Origin of the sequence: Microcystis ichthyoblabe FBCC-A1114, assembly GCF_050500245.1 — a bacterium.
GTDB classification, from domain to species: Bacteria; Cyanobacteriota; Cyanobacteriia; order Cyanobacteriales; family Microcystaceae; genus Microcystis; species Microcystis ichthyoblabe_A.
This window is the reverse complement of record NZ_CP191408.1, coordinates 4,291,920-4,306,919: the sequence shown is the minus strand read 5'-3', so window position 1 is coordinate 4,306,919 and position 15,000 is coordinate 4,291,920. Positions and strand designations below refer to the sequence as shown.

Annotated in this window: 15 protein-coding genes; 10 read left to right on the top strand and 5 right to left on the bottom strand. The window is 43.6% G+C overall.

From position 1 onward, the window contains the following. The first annotated feature begins 25 nt into the window (after positions 1–25). From ACQY1Y_RS20955 to ACQY1Y_RS20930, 6 genes are all read left to right on the top strand, one after another. The gene (locus tag ACQY1Y_RS20955; protein WP_430013500.1) at positions 26–538 is read left to right on the top strand and encodes a hypothetical protein; all 513 of its coding nucleotides are present in this window, start codon (positions 26–28) and stop codon (positions 536–538) included. After that, positions 535–4,119: an NACHT and WD repeat domain-containing protein gene (locus tag ACQY1Y_RS20950; protein ID WP_430013499.1), complete on the top strand. Its 3,585-nt coding sequence runs from the start codon at positions 535–537 to the stop codon at positions 4,117–4,119. The genes ACQY1Y_RS20955 and ACQY1Y_RS20950 overlap by 4 nt, the downstream gene beginning before the upstream one ends. Positions 4,120–4,266: 147 nt before the next feature. Further along, positions 4,267–4,725, top strand: a complete 459-nt coding sequence (locus tag ACQY1Y_RS20945) for a hypothetical protein (RefSeq protein ID WP_185237914.1) — start codon at positions 4,267–4,269, stop codon at positions 4,723–4,725. After that, on the top strand, positions 4,722–4,886 hold the full coding sequence (locus ACQY1Y_RS20940; protein WP_185237913.1) for a hypothetical protein: 165 nt from the start codon (positions 4,722–4,724) through the stop codon (positions 4,884–4,886). Before ACQY1Y_RS20945 ends, ACQY1Y_RS20940 begins: the two co-directional genes overlap by 4 nt. Positions 4,887–5,350: 464 nt before the next feature. Continuing rightward, a complete protein-coding gene (locus ACQY1Y_RS20935) occupies positions 5,351–5,728 on the top strand; it encodes a DUF433 domain-containing protein (protein ID WP_016514527.1) in 378 nt (125 codons plus the stop codon). Next, on the top strand, positions 5,725–6,117 hold the full coding sequence (locus ACQY1Y_RS20930; RefSeq protein ID WP_002791850.1) for a hypothetical protein: 393 nt from the start codon (positions 5,725–5,727) through the stop codon (positions 6,115–6,117). Before ACQY1Y_RS20935 ends, ACQY1Y_RS20930 begins: the two co-directional genes overlap by 4 nt. Positions 6,118–6,379: 262 nt before the next feature. Here ACQY1Y_RS20930 and murB read toward each other — a convergent pair whose 3' ends face one another. From murB to ACQY1Y_RS20915, 3 genes are all read right to left on the bottom strand, one after another. Continuing rightward, positions 6,380–7,258 carry a UDP-N-acetylmuramate dehydrogenase gene (gene murB / locus ACQY1Y_RS20925; protein ID WP_430013498.1) on the bottom strand — a complete coding sequence of 293 codons (879 nt, stop codon included), beginning with the start codon at positions 7,256–7,258 and terminating at the stop codon, positions 6,380–6,382. A gap of 99 nt (positions 7,259–7,357) precedes the next feature. Next, entirely contained in the window at positions 7,358–8,785 is a 1,428-nt protein-coding gene (murC, locus tag ACQY1Y_RS20920; RefSeq protein WP_430013497.1) for a UDP-N-acetylmuramate--L-alanine ligase, read from the bottom strand. A 241-nt stretch (positions 8,786–9,026) separates the two neighbouring features. Continuing rightward, positions 9,027–9,713, bottom strand: a complete 687-nt coding sequence (locus tag ACQY1Y_RS20915; RefSeq protein WP_430013496.1) for a hypothetical protein — start codon at positions 9,711–9,713, stop codon at positions 9,027–9,029. Positions 9,714–9,779: 66 nt separating this feature from the next. On the opposite strand from ACQY1Y_RS20915, the gene hisD reads away from it, so the two are divergent. Together hisD and ACQY1Y_RS20905 are read left to right on the top strand one after the other, a co-directional pair. Next, positions 9,780–11,084, top strand: coding sequence for a histidinol dehydrogenase (gene hisD / locus ACQY1Y_RS20910; RefSeq protein ID WP_149107813.1), 1,305 nt, complete (start codon positions 9,780–9,782; stop codon positions 11,082–11,084). A gap of 93 nt (positions 11,085–11,177) precedes the next feature. Beyond that, on the top strand, positions 11,178–11,513 hold the full coding sequence (locus ACQY1Y_RS20905; protein WP_149107812.1) for an excalibur calcium-binding domain-containing protein: 336 nt from the start codon (positions 11,178–11,180) through the stop codon (positions 11,511–11,513). 51 nt (positions 11,514–11,564) lie between these two features. Here ACQY1Y_RS20905 and ACQY1Y_RS20900 read toward each other — a convergent pair whose 3' ends face one another. Continuing rightward, complete coding sequence (locus ACQY1Y_RS20900) at positions 11,565–12,638, bottom strand: Gfo/Idh/MocA family protein (RefSeq protein WP_002737757.1); 1,074 nt, start codon at positions 12,636–12,638, stop codon at positions 11,565–11,567. A 233-nt stretch (positions 12,639–12,871) separates the two neighbouring features. Between ACQY1Y_RS20900 and ACQY1Y_RS20895 the strand changes: the two genes are divergently transcribed. Further along, positions 12,872–13,444 (top strand): shikimate kinase, encoded by a 573-nt coding sequence (locus tag ACQY1Y_RS20895; protein ID WP_016514518.1) that lies wholly within the window; start codon positions 12,872–12,874, stop codon positions 13,442–13,444. Beyond that, a complete protein-coding gene (locus ACQY1Y_RS20890; RefSeq protein WP_002778598.1) occupies positions 13,444–13,764 on the top strand; it encodes a cupin domain-containing protein in 321 nt (106 codons plus the stop codon). Before ACQY1Y_RS20895 ends, ACQY1Y_RS20890 begins: the two co-directional genes overlap by 1 nt. A 17-nt stretch (positions 13,765–13,781) precedes the next feature. On the opposite strand, the gene hemW is transcribed toward ACQY1Y_RS20890, so the two are convergent. After that, positions 13,782–14,954, bottom strand: a complete 1,173-nt coding sequence (gene hemW, locus ACQY1Y_RS20885) for a radical SAM family heme chaperone HemW (protein ID WP_430013495.1) — start codon at positions 14,952–14,954, stop codon at positions 13,782–13,784. Positions 14,955–15,000: the final 46 nt, after the last annotated feature.

Here is a 15,000-nt window from a genome sequence, read left to right as displayed (position 1 = left end):
AATTCGTTTTTTGGTAATTTGACCTATGCCTACTTATAGCGTTAGCGACATTTTAGAAATTATCAAAACTCTAAACCCCGAACAAAAGCTGGAACTTCAACGCGAACTCCCCAGTGTTCTAGCTGCTGTTGGCAAGGAGGCGACAACTCCTGCTAAGAGTCAAAGTATGAGTGGGGTAACTATTACAGGTAGTAGTGACATTGGTCTGAGTCAAATTCAGGCAGAAGGAAGTAGTATCAATCAGAGTAAGACTCAAGCAAAACTAGAGAATACTGATTTAAAGGAAGCACTGAGTGTGCTGGAAAAATTAAAGCAGGCAGTTGTCATTAATAGCGATCTTAATCCTCTGATAAAGGAAGTGGCAGAGGAGAAAATTGAGGCTATCCAGAAAGAAGTAAAAAAGCCACAGCCAGATAAAAGCTTGGTGGATCAAGCAATTGCAGCCTTGAAAAAGGGATTAGCAGGGGTAGAAGAACTGGCAGAGCCAGTGATGAAAGTTGCCGGTTTGGTGGCTAAAGCCTGGATGGTAGTCCCATGACGCATGAATTTTCTAAGAATTTAGGGGAGAGTGGACGCGAGCAGACAATCCATGATGTGTCGGTTGTTAGTAGCCAAAACGTTACATTTAACCAGACACAGATCATTCAGATCTCAGTTGAAGAGGTCAAGACTCGGAAATTCATTATCACATCCCCCTATAAAGGGCTAAAGAAGTTTGAATCAGAAGATAAGGATCGCTTTTTCGGGCGGGATCAGTTTCTCACAGGATTGGTGAATGAACTGGAGCAGACCAATTTTGTATTACTTCTAGGTGCATCGGGAAGCGGCAAATCTTCAGTAATTAGAGCAGGTTTGATTCCTTGGCTGGCAGAGAGACAAGGAAGCCATTTTGTGAATCTGGTCTTTACTCCGGATCAAGATCCGTTTGAATCCCTGTATGCCAGTTTGTTAGGGAAGTATAAACAGTCAGAAGCGCAGATTGCTCGTATTGCTAAGGAAGATACGCTAACTCAGCTGGTACGATCGCTCAAACAAGAAGATGATTACTGGTTCATTCTCATCGACCAGTTTGAGGAGTTGTTTACTACCACTGAGTCAAGCAAACGAGATGTCTCCATCAAGAGCTTGGTGCAACTGGTGAAAGCTCTCAACAAGGCTGGCGATCGCTCGGTCAAACTTGTAGCAACGATGCGAGCAGATTTTTTGGATCGGCTCAGTCCTTATCCCGATTTAATCAAAGTTACGGATCGGCATCGCCCCATGATTGCGGAAATGCAATTGGATGAATTGCGCTTGGCGATCGAACAACCTGCTGCCCATCATGGTGTAGTGTTTGAGACCGGGTTAGTCAAGCAAATCATTGATGATGTGCAAGGACAGGCTGGATATTTGCCTTTGTTGCAGTACACGCTAAATTTGTTGTGGGAAACGGAAGTTCATAACCAAGGCATTGAAGACCGGACGCTAAATATCAGCAACTATCGGAAATTGGGTGGGGTGCGGGGCGCACTCCAGCAGCACGTAGAGCAAATCTACCAATCCTTGTCTGAATCGGAGAAATTGTCGGCTCAGAGGATATTTCTGAAGTTAGTGGGTATTGGCGAAGATGAAGAATCTGGAACTGAATGGAAACCTGTGCGGCGACGTGCTACCCGTTCAGAGTTTAGCGACTCACTAGAGCAGACTGTTTTAACTCAGTTGGTCAATCAGAACTTATTAGTGAGTAATCGTGTTACTGACTCCCAAGAAAGCACGATTGAGATCGCTCACGAAGCTTTGCTGACTTCCTGGGTAACATTAAATACTTGGATTAAGGAAAATCGTCAGGCGATCGCTCTGCGTAATCGCTTAAATGATGATGTTGAACAATGGAAGAAAACAAATTCCCATGAAGATTTGTGGTCAGGTTCTCGACTAGAGCAGGCTTTAGAACTGAGAAAAGATGAAACCTTTAATCAGATTCTCGGCGGTTTGAGTCAGGAAGCTAATCAGTTTTTAGATGCAAGTCAAGGTGAGCGCGATCGCATTCAAAAAGAAAAAGTACGTCTCCAGCGTCGAGCGATTCAATGGCTTTCTGGTGGCTTGGTAGTGGCTGTCTTATTTGCTCTCGCTGCTGCTTACCAGTGGCAAAAAGCTGAACGTCAGACTCGAATGGCTCAACTGCAAACAAAAATTGTGTTAGCCAATAATTTACTGCCCAAAGAACCAACTAGAGCAGCAGTCCTATCAATTTATGCTACAGGGCAAAGTGTAGCAGAGTATAAAAATGTCCTGAGTTCGGCAGAAAATAGTTTACTAGCAAGTGTTCAGGGAGCAAGAGAAGAAAATGTATTTGAAGGGCATCAAGGGGCAGTTTTATCCGTTGCAATGAGTCCTGATGGGCAAAAGATTGCCAGTGCTGGAGCAGATGGAACAGTCAGAATTTGGACTCTCAGTAATTATAATGGGCAGGTTATAGATGATTTTCAAGGGACTCAAGCTACGAGCGTTGTGTTCAACCGCAATGGAACGCTTTTAGCCATTGCCGACATTAATGGAAATATAAAAATTCGCAAATTACAAGATAATTCTCTTGTCTGTAACTATCAAGGTGAACCGAAAGAAAAGGCCAATGGTAATGAATATTATTCGAGGACAGTGTTAGCCTTTAACCCTCAAAATGAGAATTTATTGACTAGCGCAGGCCCTGATAATAAAGTTCGTTTATTCAACATAGCTTATTGTGACTCTAAGGTAATTGACACTTTAGAATATGCAGAGAAATATGCGACGAATTTTCATGCTGGCACAATCTATCCATCTGTCACATCTATTGCGTTTAGTCATGACGGTAATCTATTAGTTATAGGTGATTCTGTGTCCGGCTTAAGATTGTTAAATCTTTCCGATAAGACTCAACAAACTTTGTTAGAAGGAAGACCAGGTTATGCTGAATCAATTCAATCGTTAGCCTTTGATAGTTATTTTATCACTATTGGTATTGGTGTCCACGAAATGCTAGAGTATGCCTCTGGCAGAATTATCCGAACTCTAACTAGAGATGAGCGGGGGGCATGGACTGAAGAAAAAGCATTGAATGTACACCAAAACATTGCTCGTGCAGTTGTAATTAATCCTGATACAAAGCAAATTGTTAGTGGTGGCGATGAACGGGGGGACGGCAATAATTTAATTCTACTCGATCCCTGGACTCATAACATAGTATTTGCGTTTGTCGGGCATAAAGGCACGGTAAATGCGATTTCTCTCAGTAAAGATGGTAAAAATCTTGTTAGTGGAGGTAGCGATGGTACAGTCAGGTTATGGAGCATGAAAAGCATTTCTACTGATGTTGCAACTCTCTTTCAGGAGCAACCTAACCATCAACTAGAGTTCTGGGATTTTTCAGGTCGTAAGTTGAAGTTACGTCAAAAAGGTAATGCAATCGAACAAGAAGTAGAGGAAACCCAAAATCCATCCTTGTCAGACTATACCAGTATTTTTTATAGTTCTGATGGTGATAGTATGGCAATAGTCCAACACGATCCGAAGAGGTTTAACGAAACAGAAAACAATTTTAATTCTTTCAAAAATCTTATCCAAATTAAAGCAAAACAAGGAAACGCTCAGTTAGGAGAGTTTGAGGTAATAGGAAAGGTTGAATTTGTTGCCCTTAGTAGCAATACTAAAAAAGTAGTGATTATTAAGCCGGATGAAATCGAAATTCGAGACTTTCAAGGTAAACCACTGACTATATTTATCAATGATGGACAAATCGATATTGCTGCCATTAGTCCTGATGGCAGAACAATCGCAGCAGCAAAAAAACGAGAGCCTGGCGACGTAACTAGACCACCTTTACAGCTTTTTGATATTAATGGTCAACCTATCGGTAAATTTGAGCAGGAAGGTGGCGTGGACTTTTTAGCATTTAGTCGCAATAGTCAATATATTTTGACCTCAAAATATGGAGAAATTCATTTCTTTCCCGCTAATTGGCAAGCCTTTCTGAAAATTGCTTGCAATAGACTCCGCTACCATCCCGTTTTGAACGATCCTGAAACTTTAGCTCAGGATGAAATTGCTAGAGGTGCTAGAGAAACCTGTCAGAAGTATAGTCCGGACTGGCAGACAAAGTAAGTGAAAGCTACTAGCGGCGGGTGAAGCGGATCGTTAGCTTGCTAGATTTTCTGCTGGGACAGAGCTTCGAGGTCGTCCATAAATTTGTTCAAAGATTATACTGTGAGCATAATTTATTAATATTGAGCCAATCCGTTAATTATAAAAATGATGATTCTCGCAAATGTCATTTGGCCGTCTTTGTATCTGGTTGAACGTATAAACACATGGTGGATAGTTGGAATTAGTCTCCTGATTGAGTTCCTCTGCTTAATATGGCTGACCCAAGAAAAAATATGGAAAGTAGGATTGATGACTCTTGTGATGAACCTCGTTTCTACAGTTGTAGGTATTGTCGGCATCCCTTTGTCTGGTATTGTCTGGGAGTTAATTGCAACTATCACAATCCATCCCCTGTTTCACTGGGGTACATTCAATCCAGTTACTTGGATAGTGAGTTGTATTCTGGCTGCGCTGTTGAATGCAGTTGTTGAGGTTATGAGTCTAATTTGGATTTTTAAGTTTAGGTGGACAGCAAAAATTTTTTGGTGTCTAGTAATTGCTAATGGAATTACTGTTTCAATTGCTTACTGGACTATACTACTTACTCCACCAGGTCCAATGTGAATAAGATAATACAAAACTTTTCTCAGGATTTATTGGCACTTAATGTTAGCGATCTCAAGCTAACACTCCACGGCAGCGGACGGATAGAAGCCGCTTGTGGGGATGCCGAGGTTATCTGCCGCCGCTGCGTTTTGCCGTTAGCCGTAGGGTGCGTTCCCTAATGTGGCTCCTACTGCTCCACTAGCAGTAGGCTAATCTGGATAACACGCTTTTGGGCGTGATATACGGAAAAGTTACAGCAAAAAAGGAGGTTTATTATGGCTGAATGACTAGCAGTTGATGTTTCGAGAACTTACGAATCTGGTATGCTTGGCAAGCGAGGAGACGATAAATTTCCTTGCACTGGAGCAAGAATAACACGGGTGGAATTCCACAAAGAGGTTTCCAAACACCGTATTACTCCCTTTGATGATGGCATAGGACGGGGTGACGCTCACACAAATGATACTGAACTGCCAGATGTTGGAGTTCACTACTGGCTAGATGCAGGAACGAGGCTGAAATACATTTTGAAGGTCTGGGTTGAGGATTAAGGATTTTGTGAATCAGTCGTTAGGGGGCGTTGGTTCCCCTTGCTTTTTTTGTGCGCTACTATGGAATTAAATGATTAAAAGCTAAGACTGCTATGGCACTGGCATCGAATGGACAAACAGCTATAATCCGCACAGAGCGAGGGCTTACAATTGCGGATACTCGTATTACTCTGTATGACGTAATGGATTATCTCAAAGCTCAGTATCCACCCAAGTTTATTCGTGATGCCTTCAATTTTACAGATGCTCAGATTCATGCTGCCCTTTCCTACATTGAAACACATCGAACAGAAGTGGAAGCGGAGTATCAGGAGGTTTTAAAGACTGCTGCAGAAACTAAACAATTTTGGGAAGAGAGGAATCGCGAACGTTTTGCTCGGATCGCTGCTACTCCTCCTCGTCCAGGCTATGAAGCGGTTAGAGCTAAACTTCAGGAACGGAGAGCAAAGCGGGAAGCGAAGAAGCAATGATTGTTCTGGCTGATTACAACTTGAATCGGCAGGCAATTCTGATCTCTGGAAGTCTTGTTGTTAGCGGGTTATTAGATCTCGCTCTAATTCGGTTGAGGACATTTGAAGACGTTGGCTTACCCGCAGACAGCAATGATCGAGTAGTTTGGAGATTTGCCCAAACCAACGGGATGCTCTTACTTACGGCAAACCGGAATGCGAAGGGTGAAGACTCGTTGGAACAAGTAATGCGTGAAGAAAATCAACCGACTTCATTTCCGATCATTACGATTGGCGATCCGGATAGGGTCAATGAATCTGACTATCGAGAACGCTGCGTTGAAAGGCTTGTAGAAATTGTGATCGATATCCAAGACTATATGGGGGCTGGTCGGTTGTTTATTCCATAAGGTGATTGGCGCATCATATCTGTTGGTGACACAGCATAACAACCCCAATGCACTCCGACCGACGAAAGGTTATCGGTTAGAGTTCAAGGTTATCTGCGGCGGGTGATTGGGAACGTTAGCCGTAGGGTGCGTTCCCTAATGTGGCTCCTACTGCTCCACCAATAGATTTTTGGGGAACGCACCATGCTAGAGGATTATAAAAATATCCGCCGTCGCACTCCAGCCCATCGTGGCTGAGTTCAACCGTTATCGAGAAAAATAGTTAAATCCCGTCAAATTCCCCTAAAACTTTCACCTCTGGTTCTAACCAGAGGGACCAGCGATCGAACACTTGTTCCTGCACATGACGAATTAAACGCAGAATATCCGAGGCTTTTGCTGAACCAATATTCAGGATAAAATTAGCGTGTAATTCTGATACTTGCGCCCCACCAATTTGATAACCTTTTAATCCTATTCCCTCAATTAAAGCCCCAGCATATTGCGGTTTAGGATTGCGGAAAACACTACCACAACTAGGACGATCATAGGGTTGGGTACTTTTGCGATGGCGTAAATTATGGGTAGTAATTGCCATTATTTCCTCGTGATTATCGGTAGCTTCTAACTGAAATGTGGCTTCGACAACTAAACGTTGATCCCCTTGCAGAGAAGAACTGCGATAACTATAATTTAAATCTTCTTTGCTTAAAGTTTCTAACTGACCATCGGGATTTAATACCAGCGCCCGCACTAATCGATCCGCCACACAGGAGGTATGTGCGCCCGCATTCATCACCACAGCCCCCCCCACCGTCCCGGGGATACCCACCGCCCATTCTAAGCCCCTCCAGCCCCGTTTTGCCGCTCTCCAAGCTATTTTTGGCAGGGGTTCCCCCGCCGCTGCTGTAATCGTAGCAGTTTCGGCATCAAAACAACTCGATCGCAGATGGCGAGTATTGAGGACAAGTCCGGGTAAACCTCGATCGCTGATTAGTAAATTTGAACCAGCCCCCAAAACAGTCAAGAGTAAATCTTGCGATCGCAACCAAGCGAACACTTCTCTTAATTCCTCTAGATTAACTGGTTCGGCATACCATTGCGCTCTTCCCCCCACCCGGTAGGAAGTGAAATCAGCTAGAGAAACAGAGGATTTAATCATAGGGTTTTAGGGGGTTGGGGAGCATTTTCAGTGAACAGTAATCAGTAATCAGTAAACATAATAACTGATAACTGATAACTGATAACTGATAACTGAATCCTATACTCTAACTGCTAATTGTTCGCGGTAAAGAGAGAGCATTTCGGGGATAACTTGATTGAGATTGCCGGCGCCGAGGAACAGAGCCAGATCCCCTGGTTGGAGAATTTCTAACAGGAATTGACCTAAAGAACTCAATTCAGGGTGATAGTAGGCGTTTTTATGGTGTTTTCTCACCTGTTCGACCACTTGCTGCCCGGTGACGTGATCGATATTCACTTCCCCGGCACTATAAATATCCGTTAAGACTACCACATCGGCGGAACTGAAAGCGGAGCCGAATTCCTCCAAAAAGGCAGTGGTGCGACTGTAGCGATGGGGTTGGAAAATGGCGATCGAACGTTGGTACTGTTTGCCTTCTACCTTCAATTTTGCAGCCGCTAACGTGGCCAACAATTCGCTAGGATGATGGGCATAATCATCGATAAAGGTGATGCCGTTTGCCTCTCCCTTGTGTTCAAAACGGCGTTTTGCCCCGGCAAAAGTAGCGATCGCATCGGCAATAACAGCAAATTCTAAACCGAGATAACGTCCGATGGCAACCACTGCCAAAGCATTACTAATATTATGTTGCCCCGGGATTTTCACCTCCATTTGTCCCAGATAACTGCCTTTTTCCCAGACGGAAGCTTTCATCATTCCCTGTTCATAGATAATCTCGCTGACGGTGTAATCCGCACCTTTTTCGGGATCGAGACTATAACTAATTGTCGGACGGAAATGCTCGGCGATCGTGTCACAATCTAAACAAGCGACTAAAATCTGGCACTGATCGGCAAATTCACGGAAAGTATCGATAACTTCGCTTAAATTCTGGTAATGATCGGGGTGATCTAGCTCAATATTAGTGATTACGCCGATTTTTGGGGCGTGCTTGGTTAGGGAACCATCGGACTCATCGGCCTCTGCCACTAAAAAACGACCTTGACCAAGACGAGCGTTACCTTCCCACGCGTCCACCTCACCACCGACAATGATCGTGGGGTCTAATCCCGCTTCTAACAAAACGTAACCGATTAAGCTGCTAGTGGTGGTTTTTCCGTGGGTTCCAGCGACGGCGATACTGTCGTAATCAGCGATTAAAGCCGCTAAAACATCGCTACGGTGAAAAATTGGGTATCTTAAGTCTCTGGCCGCTTGATATTCCTTGTTATGGTCATTAATCGCCGTGGAGCAGATTACTTGCGGAACTGTTTGGCTACTGTTTTGAAGGCCAGGAGAATGAAATAAAGCTAAATTATTTGCCTCTTGACGGTGGAAAATCTGCGCTCCCGCTCCCTGTAGCCGTTGGGTGATATGAGTAGGACGTAAATCGGAGCCAGACACGGGTAAATTGCGTTTGGCTAAGATATAAGCGAGGGCTGACATCCCAATGCCGCCAATACCGATAAAATGGAAAGGTTGGCCGTTAAAATTAACTTTTTTCACTTTTTTCACTCCTCAAACCCACGATTATATAAGTTTTAAACTCGATCGGTAGTAAAGTCAACCTCATGATAGGGGCATTTGAGCAGAATTCCCAAATGTTGCCCAGTCACCTTGCAACATCCTTGACGCAGAATTAAAATTTTTTCTCCCAATTCCTTTTTTTTACTGAGCTTTGCCAAACGTCCCAAAAATCGGTAAAACCCTACACCCTACACCCCACACGCTGCCCCCACGAACCTAATTAGGGCAGCCATTCCAGTAAAATTCCCACGGAGCTATCTTTGCGAGCGCGGGAATTTTGGGCTTGAATATCGGCAGCTAAACGTAAATTAGGGGTAATCGCATAACCAACCGAAAGAGTAGTCAATCCCACCTCGTTATCACCACCGGGGGAGATAAAACTCTGACTGACGGTGATATCTGCTGCCCCCGTGCGAGAAAGGGCTAATTTGAGCTTTAATCCTAAGTTAAGCCCATCGGTGCTGTAATTTCCTGTCTGAATGTAACGATAGCCCACCATGGGAGCCAGATTGACATAATCACCCAAAGGGAGGAGATAGTATTGTAAATTTCCTCCTATTGCCGTCCTTTTGCCGTTAAAAGCCGTCTGATAATCGCCGCTTAGGGTTAAACTGGTTTGACCAAAAAACACATCTTCTACCCCCAAAATCAGGCCACTGGAATTATCGCTAGAAGGAAACTCTGCATATCCCAAGCGGATACGAGTGCGAAAACTGGGATCGCGGCGAATATCTTCGGCGATATCGGGTATTTTTTCTAACCAACGCTCTAAAACCGGGCTTTCTTGCCGAATTTTCGGATCTAAGTCTAAATCCGTTTCTGCCCACACAGCACCACTCGCCCCCCATAATAAACTAAGAGCGATCGCATTTACAGAACAGCAAGAGAGCTTAAACATGATCTGCATTATAATCAAAAAAGATTCAGATTCCCCGCTATTCTTGAGAGGACGGGGGCAGTAGGAGCAGCAATAGTGGTCAGAATATTAAAACTTTCGCAATTAAGTGATGCGGAACGGGCAAAACTTCAGAAAAGAGCCGAGTTAGATATTGATAACGCCCTAAAAGTCGCTCAAACGGTGATAGAAACCATCCGCGAACGGGGGGATGCCGGCGTTGTGGACTATGTGCGGCGTTTTGACTACGAAGGTGCGACGGTAGAAAATATCAAAGTCAACGAGGCAGAATTTGAGCGGGCTTTTCAGTTAATTGAACCAGAAGTAAAAACCGCCATTGAACAGGCTTTTCGGAATATTCAAGAGGTACATCGTCGCCAAATGCCGGAAGAAATACAACTGGCAGAAATTGAAGCTGGTGTCTTTGCTGGCGAAAAAATCTCTCCTATCCCCAATGTGGGTTTATACGTTCCCCGGGGCCGTGGTGCTTTTCCCTCGATGATGTTAATGTTAGCTATACCAGCAATGGTGGCAGGAGTGGAAAGAGTTGTCGTTTGCACTCCCCCCGATAAACAGGGCAACGTGGAGCCAGTGTCTCTGGTGGCGGCACGCATGGCTGGAGTCAGAGAAATTTATAAGTTAGGGGGCGTACAAGCGATCGCTGCTTTAGCTTTAGGAACAAAAAATATCAAAAGGGTTGACAAAATTACAGGTCCGTGCAGCGTCTATGGGGCGGCGGCCAAGCGGTTACTGTTCGGTACTGTGGATGTGGGTTTGCCGGCAGGTCCAAGTGAGTCGATAGTTTTGGCCGATGAGTCCACCGATGCCCGTTTAGCGGCCTTGGATTTATTAATTGAAGCGGAACATGGGGCGGATTCGGCGGCTTTATTAGTCACTCATTGTGAACAGGTTGCGATCGCTGCTAGTGAATACGCTCAGGAATACCTGCAAAAACTCCCAGATTGGCGACGGGAATTTTGTGAGGCGGGTTTAGCCGCCTATGGGGGCATAATTTTAACCGATAGTTTGCAGCAATCCCTCGATTTTGTCAATGAGTACGCCCCGGAACATCTAGAGCTTTTAGTTAGTAATCCTTTTGCCATTCTGGGCAAGATTAAAAATGCTGGCGAAATTCTCCTAGGAAATCATACTCCTTCCTCTATGGCTACCTACGCCATCGGAGTCAATGCTGTGCTGCCGACGGGAAGTTTTGCCCGTTCCTATTCGGCGGTTTCGGTTTATGATTTTCTCAAGCGCTCCACTTTGGCTTATGTCACCTCCGAAGGCTTTGAAAAGTTAAAAGAAACCACGAAAACTTTAGCCGAGTACGAAGGTTTTCCCGCCCATAAATTAGCAATTCAACACAGGGAATTTTTACTCTAAATAGGGGGAATAGGAAACGGGGAATAACTCTGATTTATTATCCTGTCTCCTATCTGTTACTATGATAAGAGCAGAGAATCAGGCAAGCATTTTATGAAAAAAGTAGTTGTTATTTTAATTCTGGGTTTTCTGAGCGAACAAATATCAATAAAATCACCAATTTCTGGTAATCAAACCCTCAATAATTTAGCCGTAGCTAACAACAATAATCGTCCCACTCCCCAGAAAAAACCTATTCCTTCTCCACAGTTTCGGTGCGATGGTAGAACTCACTGTTCCCAGATGACCTCCTGTGCAGAAGCGACTTTTTTCTTGAGAAATTGCCCCAATGTCAAAATGGATGGAGACGGTGATGGAGTTCCCTGTGAAAGTCAATGGTGTGGAAAAAAATCCTCAGAAAAATGTTGGGAAAGTTCTCCAGATAACTAATTTTGTTTCCTCACCCCAATTCTCTCACTTAAAGAATCGGGGTGAAAACAATCAAGAAGCAGTAATCACGGGAGAATTAAGATATTGATAATTCCAGTCCGATTGTTGCCAAACGCGACCATCAAGGGCAATTTGTTCGATTAAACTAGCTAATCGTAAAGCTTTTAAAGCTTGTTCCCCACCGACAGAAGGTTGGTCCCCACCGCGCACACAATGAACAAAATGTTCTAATTCCGCGTGTAGAGGTTCAATATTGCTAGTATAAACTTTTTCAATTAAACCATCTTGACGGTAGAGAACTTGACCGTAATCGGTGCTATAGTTAGCGGTAGTTTGCCGATGAATGAGGATTTCATTATTGAGAAAATCCGCTTCCGTGAGAGAATTTTTACAGTGGGCTGCTAAACGACGAATCTTGCGATGAGTCACCTTACTAGCGGTTAAATTAGCCACTACTCCATTACTAAAACCAAGGGTTGCAGTGACATAATCGAGATAACCGGAATCAGTGGCAGCGCGACTACCACTAGCGGTTAATTTCACCACAGGAGCGGCGACTAATTCTAAAATTAAATCTATATCGTGGATCATTAAATCTAACACCACCGACACATCATTAGCGCGCTGGGAATAGGGACTCATGCGATGGGATTCAATCGCTAAAATCTCCTCGGTTTTCAAGACCTTCGATAACTCTTGGAAAGCGGGATTAAAACGCTCGATATGACCCACTTGCAGAATACAATCATGATCTGCTGCCGCGTTGACTAAAGATTCCGCTTCACTAATACTAGCGGCGATCGGTTTCTCGATCAAGGTATGTACTCCCGCTTGCAGACAGTCCATCCCGACTCGATGGTGTAACCGCGTGGGGACAGCGAGACAAACCGCATCTACCCTAGGTAAGAGATCTAAATAATTTTCAAAAAAACGGACTCGGTATTTACTGGCAGTTTCCAGACCCTTTTCGACGTTGACATCGGCCACCCCGACGAATTCCACGTCTTTTAATAAACTCAGGATGCGACTATGGTGTTGTCCCATGTTACCGACCCCGATAACCCCGACTTTAATCGGTTTGAGTTGATTTCTATTACCCGGAAAGTTTGCTGGTTGATTGGACATGAATTTTAGACTCCTGTGTTCACACTCCCCACACCACTTGATTAAATTAATCAAGCTGATTTTGTCGATGAATTACCAAGATGGTATCATGGTTATCCAGATTCTGACACGATGTCCGTGTCAATGGGGGTTCTGAGAAGATTTTCTGATTCCATCTGGCGGTTTTCACTCCCAAATGCTTATCAAAAAATCATCCCTGAGTAGCGAGGACTACATTCAGCTAAATTTTAACTATGGACAATTCAACGGATTTTAACTCCTTACGGGGATTAAGTGTTTTTTTGCTAGGAATGATGGGATCTGGCAAATCCACCCTGGGAGAGTTGCTTTCCCGACGGTTACAATATCGTTTTTTTGATACAGATATATTAATAGAAAGGGTCGCGGGAAAGAAAATCAGGGAAATTTTTGCCGACGAGGGAGAAGCGACTTTTCGGGAGTTAGAAACCCAAGTTTTAGCCGAATTATCCTCTCTGACTAAAACTGTGATTGCCACCGGGGGAGGGATGGTTTTAAAACCGATGAATTGGAGTTATCTTCGTCACGGTTTAATGATTTGGTTAGATGTTCCCCTCGAAGTCTTGGTTAAACGTTTAAAACAAGATACCTCTCGTCCCTTGCTTCAGTCCACTGATTTAGAAAGTAAACTGGAATTATTATTAGAACAAAGACGAGGACTTTATGCAGAAGCAGATATTAGGATTGTTGTTTCTGACCTAGATACACCTACTGATATCGTTGAGAAAATTTTAACAGCAATACCGACGGTGATTAAAGATTTTCATCCAGAAAGGGATCATAACTAATGATAGCAGCTTCAATTTTTGATTTACCTGAACTAATTCCCGACCGAGAAATTCTGGAAATTTTAGCTCAAAGTCAGGCTATTCGTCTAGAAAGAATTATTTCCACCGGTCAAACCACTCCCCGGGGTCAATGGTACGATCAATCTGAGTTTGAATGGGTGATTTTATTACAGGGATACGCTGAGATTAGTTATGAAGATGGCAACAAAGTTAATCTGCAAGCGGGGGATTATCTCCTGATTCCTCCTCACCAAAAACATCGCGTCGAATTTACTAGCAATAATCCCCCTTGTATTTGGTTAGCTATCTATTATCGCTAGTAAAATATAGTTCCTGACTATTGCCAGCGATCGAATAAATCGGTTAAAACGATATTAGAAAACAAAAAACCTTCGGGGTCGCTTAATCTTACCCTGGTATCCCCCTCAATTATTACTAGATTACGCTGTTTATGCGGCTCTAAGACCTCTAAAATTGCTTTTTTGATTTCTGGACCAAAATTAGCTTCAATCGCGGGTAAACTCACCCCTGACCCTAACCTTAACCCTAGCATTAAGGTTTCGAGAAGATCATCGATAAAACTATTTTTCTCCACGTCAATTGGGCAGCCTTCTTTTACCCAAGCGAAATAGTCGCGACTTTTGCGCGGACGGGTAAAACGTTGTTGATGAAGATAACTAGCAGCCCCCATACCAAAGCCATAATAGGGACGATTTTCCCAGTAAACTCGATTATGTCGGCATTGATAACCCGGTTTAGCATAGTTAGAAATCTCGTAATGTTGATAACCAGCTAAAGCTAGTTTTTCACCGGCTAAAACATACATTTTTGCCGTGGTTTCATCATCGGGTAAGGGTTTTTTCCCCGGTTGATACTGTTTACCGAAAGGAGTAACCGCTTCTAAGACCAAATCGTAACAGGAAAGATGGGCCGGTTGCAGTTCGATCGCTTTTTCTAGGGAATTTTCCCAATCTGTCAGGGTTTGTTGTGGCAATCCCGAAATCAAATCCAAACTATAGTTAACTATTCCCAATCCCTGAATTAATTCCACTGCCTGATAGATATCCTTAACGGTATGCGATCGACCAGAAACCTGTAATAATGGTTCTTGAAAAGCCTGTACTCCTAAACTAACCCGATTGACTCCCGCGCTAACATAACCCTGTAATTGTTCTAAACTAAAGGTAGCCGGATCAATCTCCATAGAAATTTCTATATCGGCCGCAAAATCAAACTTTTTAGCTAAAGTATCCAGAATCGATCCTAATAATTCCACCGGTAATAGGGAAGGAGTCCCCCCCCCAAAAAAAATTGTTTCTAGGGGTTTCCCCGTCCCCTGACTAAGGCTAATTTCTTCTTGTAATATTTCCACATACTCCACCACAGGGGGAAAAGTCGCCGGATTGGTGCGATTACCAAGGACAAAAATCGGGAAATCGCAGTAAAAACAGCGCCGACGACAAAAGGGAATATGAATATAAACCGAGGTTACGGGGTCAAAATAGGACATTACAGCAGTTATCAGTGAACAGTAATCAGTAATCAGTAATCAGTGA

Bases quoted from the DNA above. Each gene is read 5' to 3' on its own strand.
- ACQY1Y_RS20895 (WP_016514518.1), top strand. From the start codon at position 12,872: ATGGACAATTCAACGGATTTTAACTCCTTACGGGGATTAAGTGTTTTT.
- ACQY1Y_RS20955 (WP_430013500.1), top strand. From the start codon at position 26: ATGCCTACTTATAGCGTTAGCGACATTTTAGAAATTATCAAAACTCTA.
- ACQY1Y_RS20890 (WP_002778598.1), top strand. From the start codon at position 13,444: ATGATAGCAGCTTCAATTTTTGATTTACCTGAACTAATTCCCGACCGA.
- ACQY1Y_RS20950 (WP_430013499.1), top strand. From the start codon at position 535: ATGACGCATGAATTTTCTAAGAATTTAGGGGAGAGTGGACGCGAGCAG.
- ACQY1Y_RS20905 (WP_149107812.1), top strand. From the start codon at position 11,178: ATGAAAAAAGTAGTTGTTATTTTAATTCTGGGTTTTCTGAGCGAACAA.
- ACQY1Y_RS20900 (WP_002737757.1), bottom strand. From the start codon at position 12,638: ATGTCCAATCAACCAGCAAACTTTCCGGGTAATAGAAATCAACTCAAA.
- hemW (WP_430013495.1), bottom strand. From the start codon at position 14,954: ATGTCCTATTTTGACCCCGTAACCTCGGTTTATATTCATATTCCCTTT.
- ACQY1Y_RS20935 (WP_016514527.1), top strand. From the start codon at position 5,351: ATGGCACTGGCATCGAATGGACAAACAGCTATAATCCGCACAGAGCGA.
- murB (WP_430013498.1), bottom strand. From the start codon at position 7,258: ATGATTAAATCCTCTGTTTCTCTAGCTGATTTCACTTCCTACCGGGTG.
- ACQY1Y_RS20915 (WP_430013496.1), bottom strand. From the start codon at position 9,713: ATGCAGATCATGTTTAAGCTCTCTTGCTGTTCTGTAAATGCGATCGCT.
- ACQY1Y_RS20945 (WP_185237914.1), top strand. From the start codon at position 4,267: ATGATGATTCTCGCAAATGTCATTTGGCCGTCTTTGTATCTGGTTGAA.
- ACQY1Y_RS20930 (WP_002791850.1), top strand. From the start codon at position 5,725: ATGATTGTTCTGGCTGATTACAACTTGAATCGGCAGGCAATTCTGATC.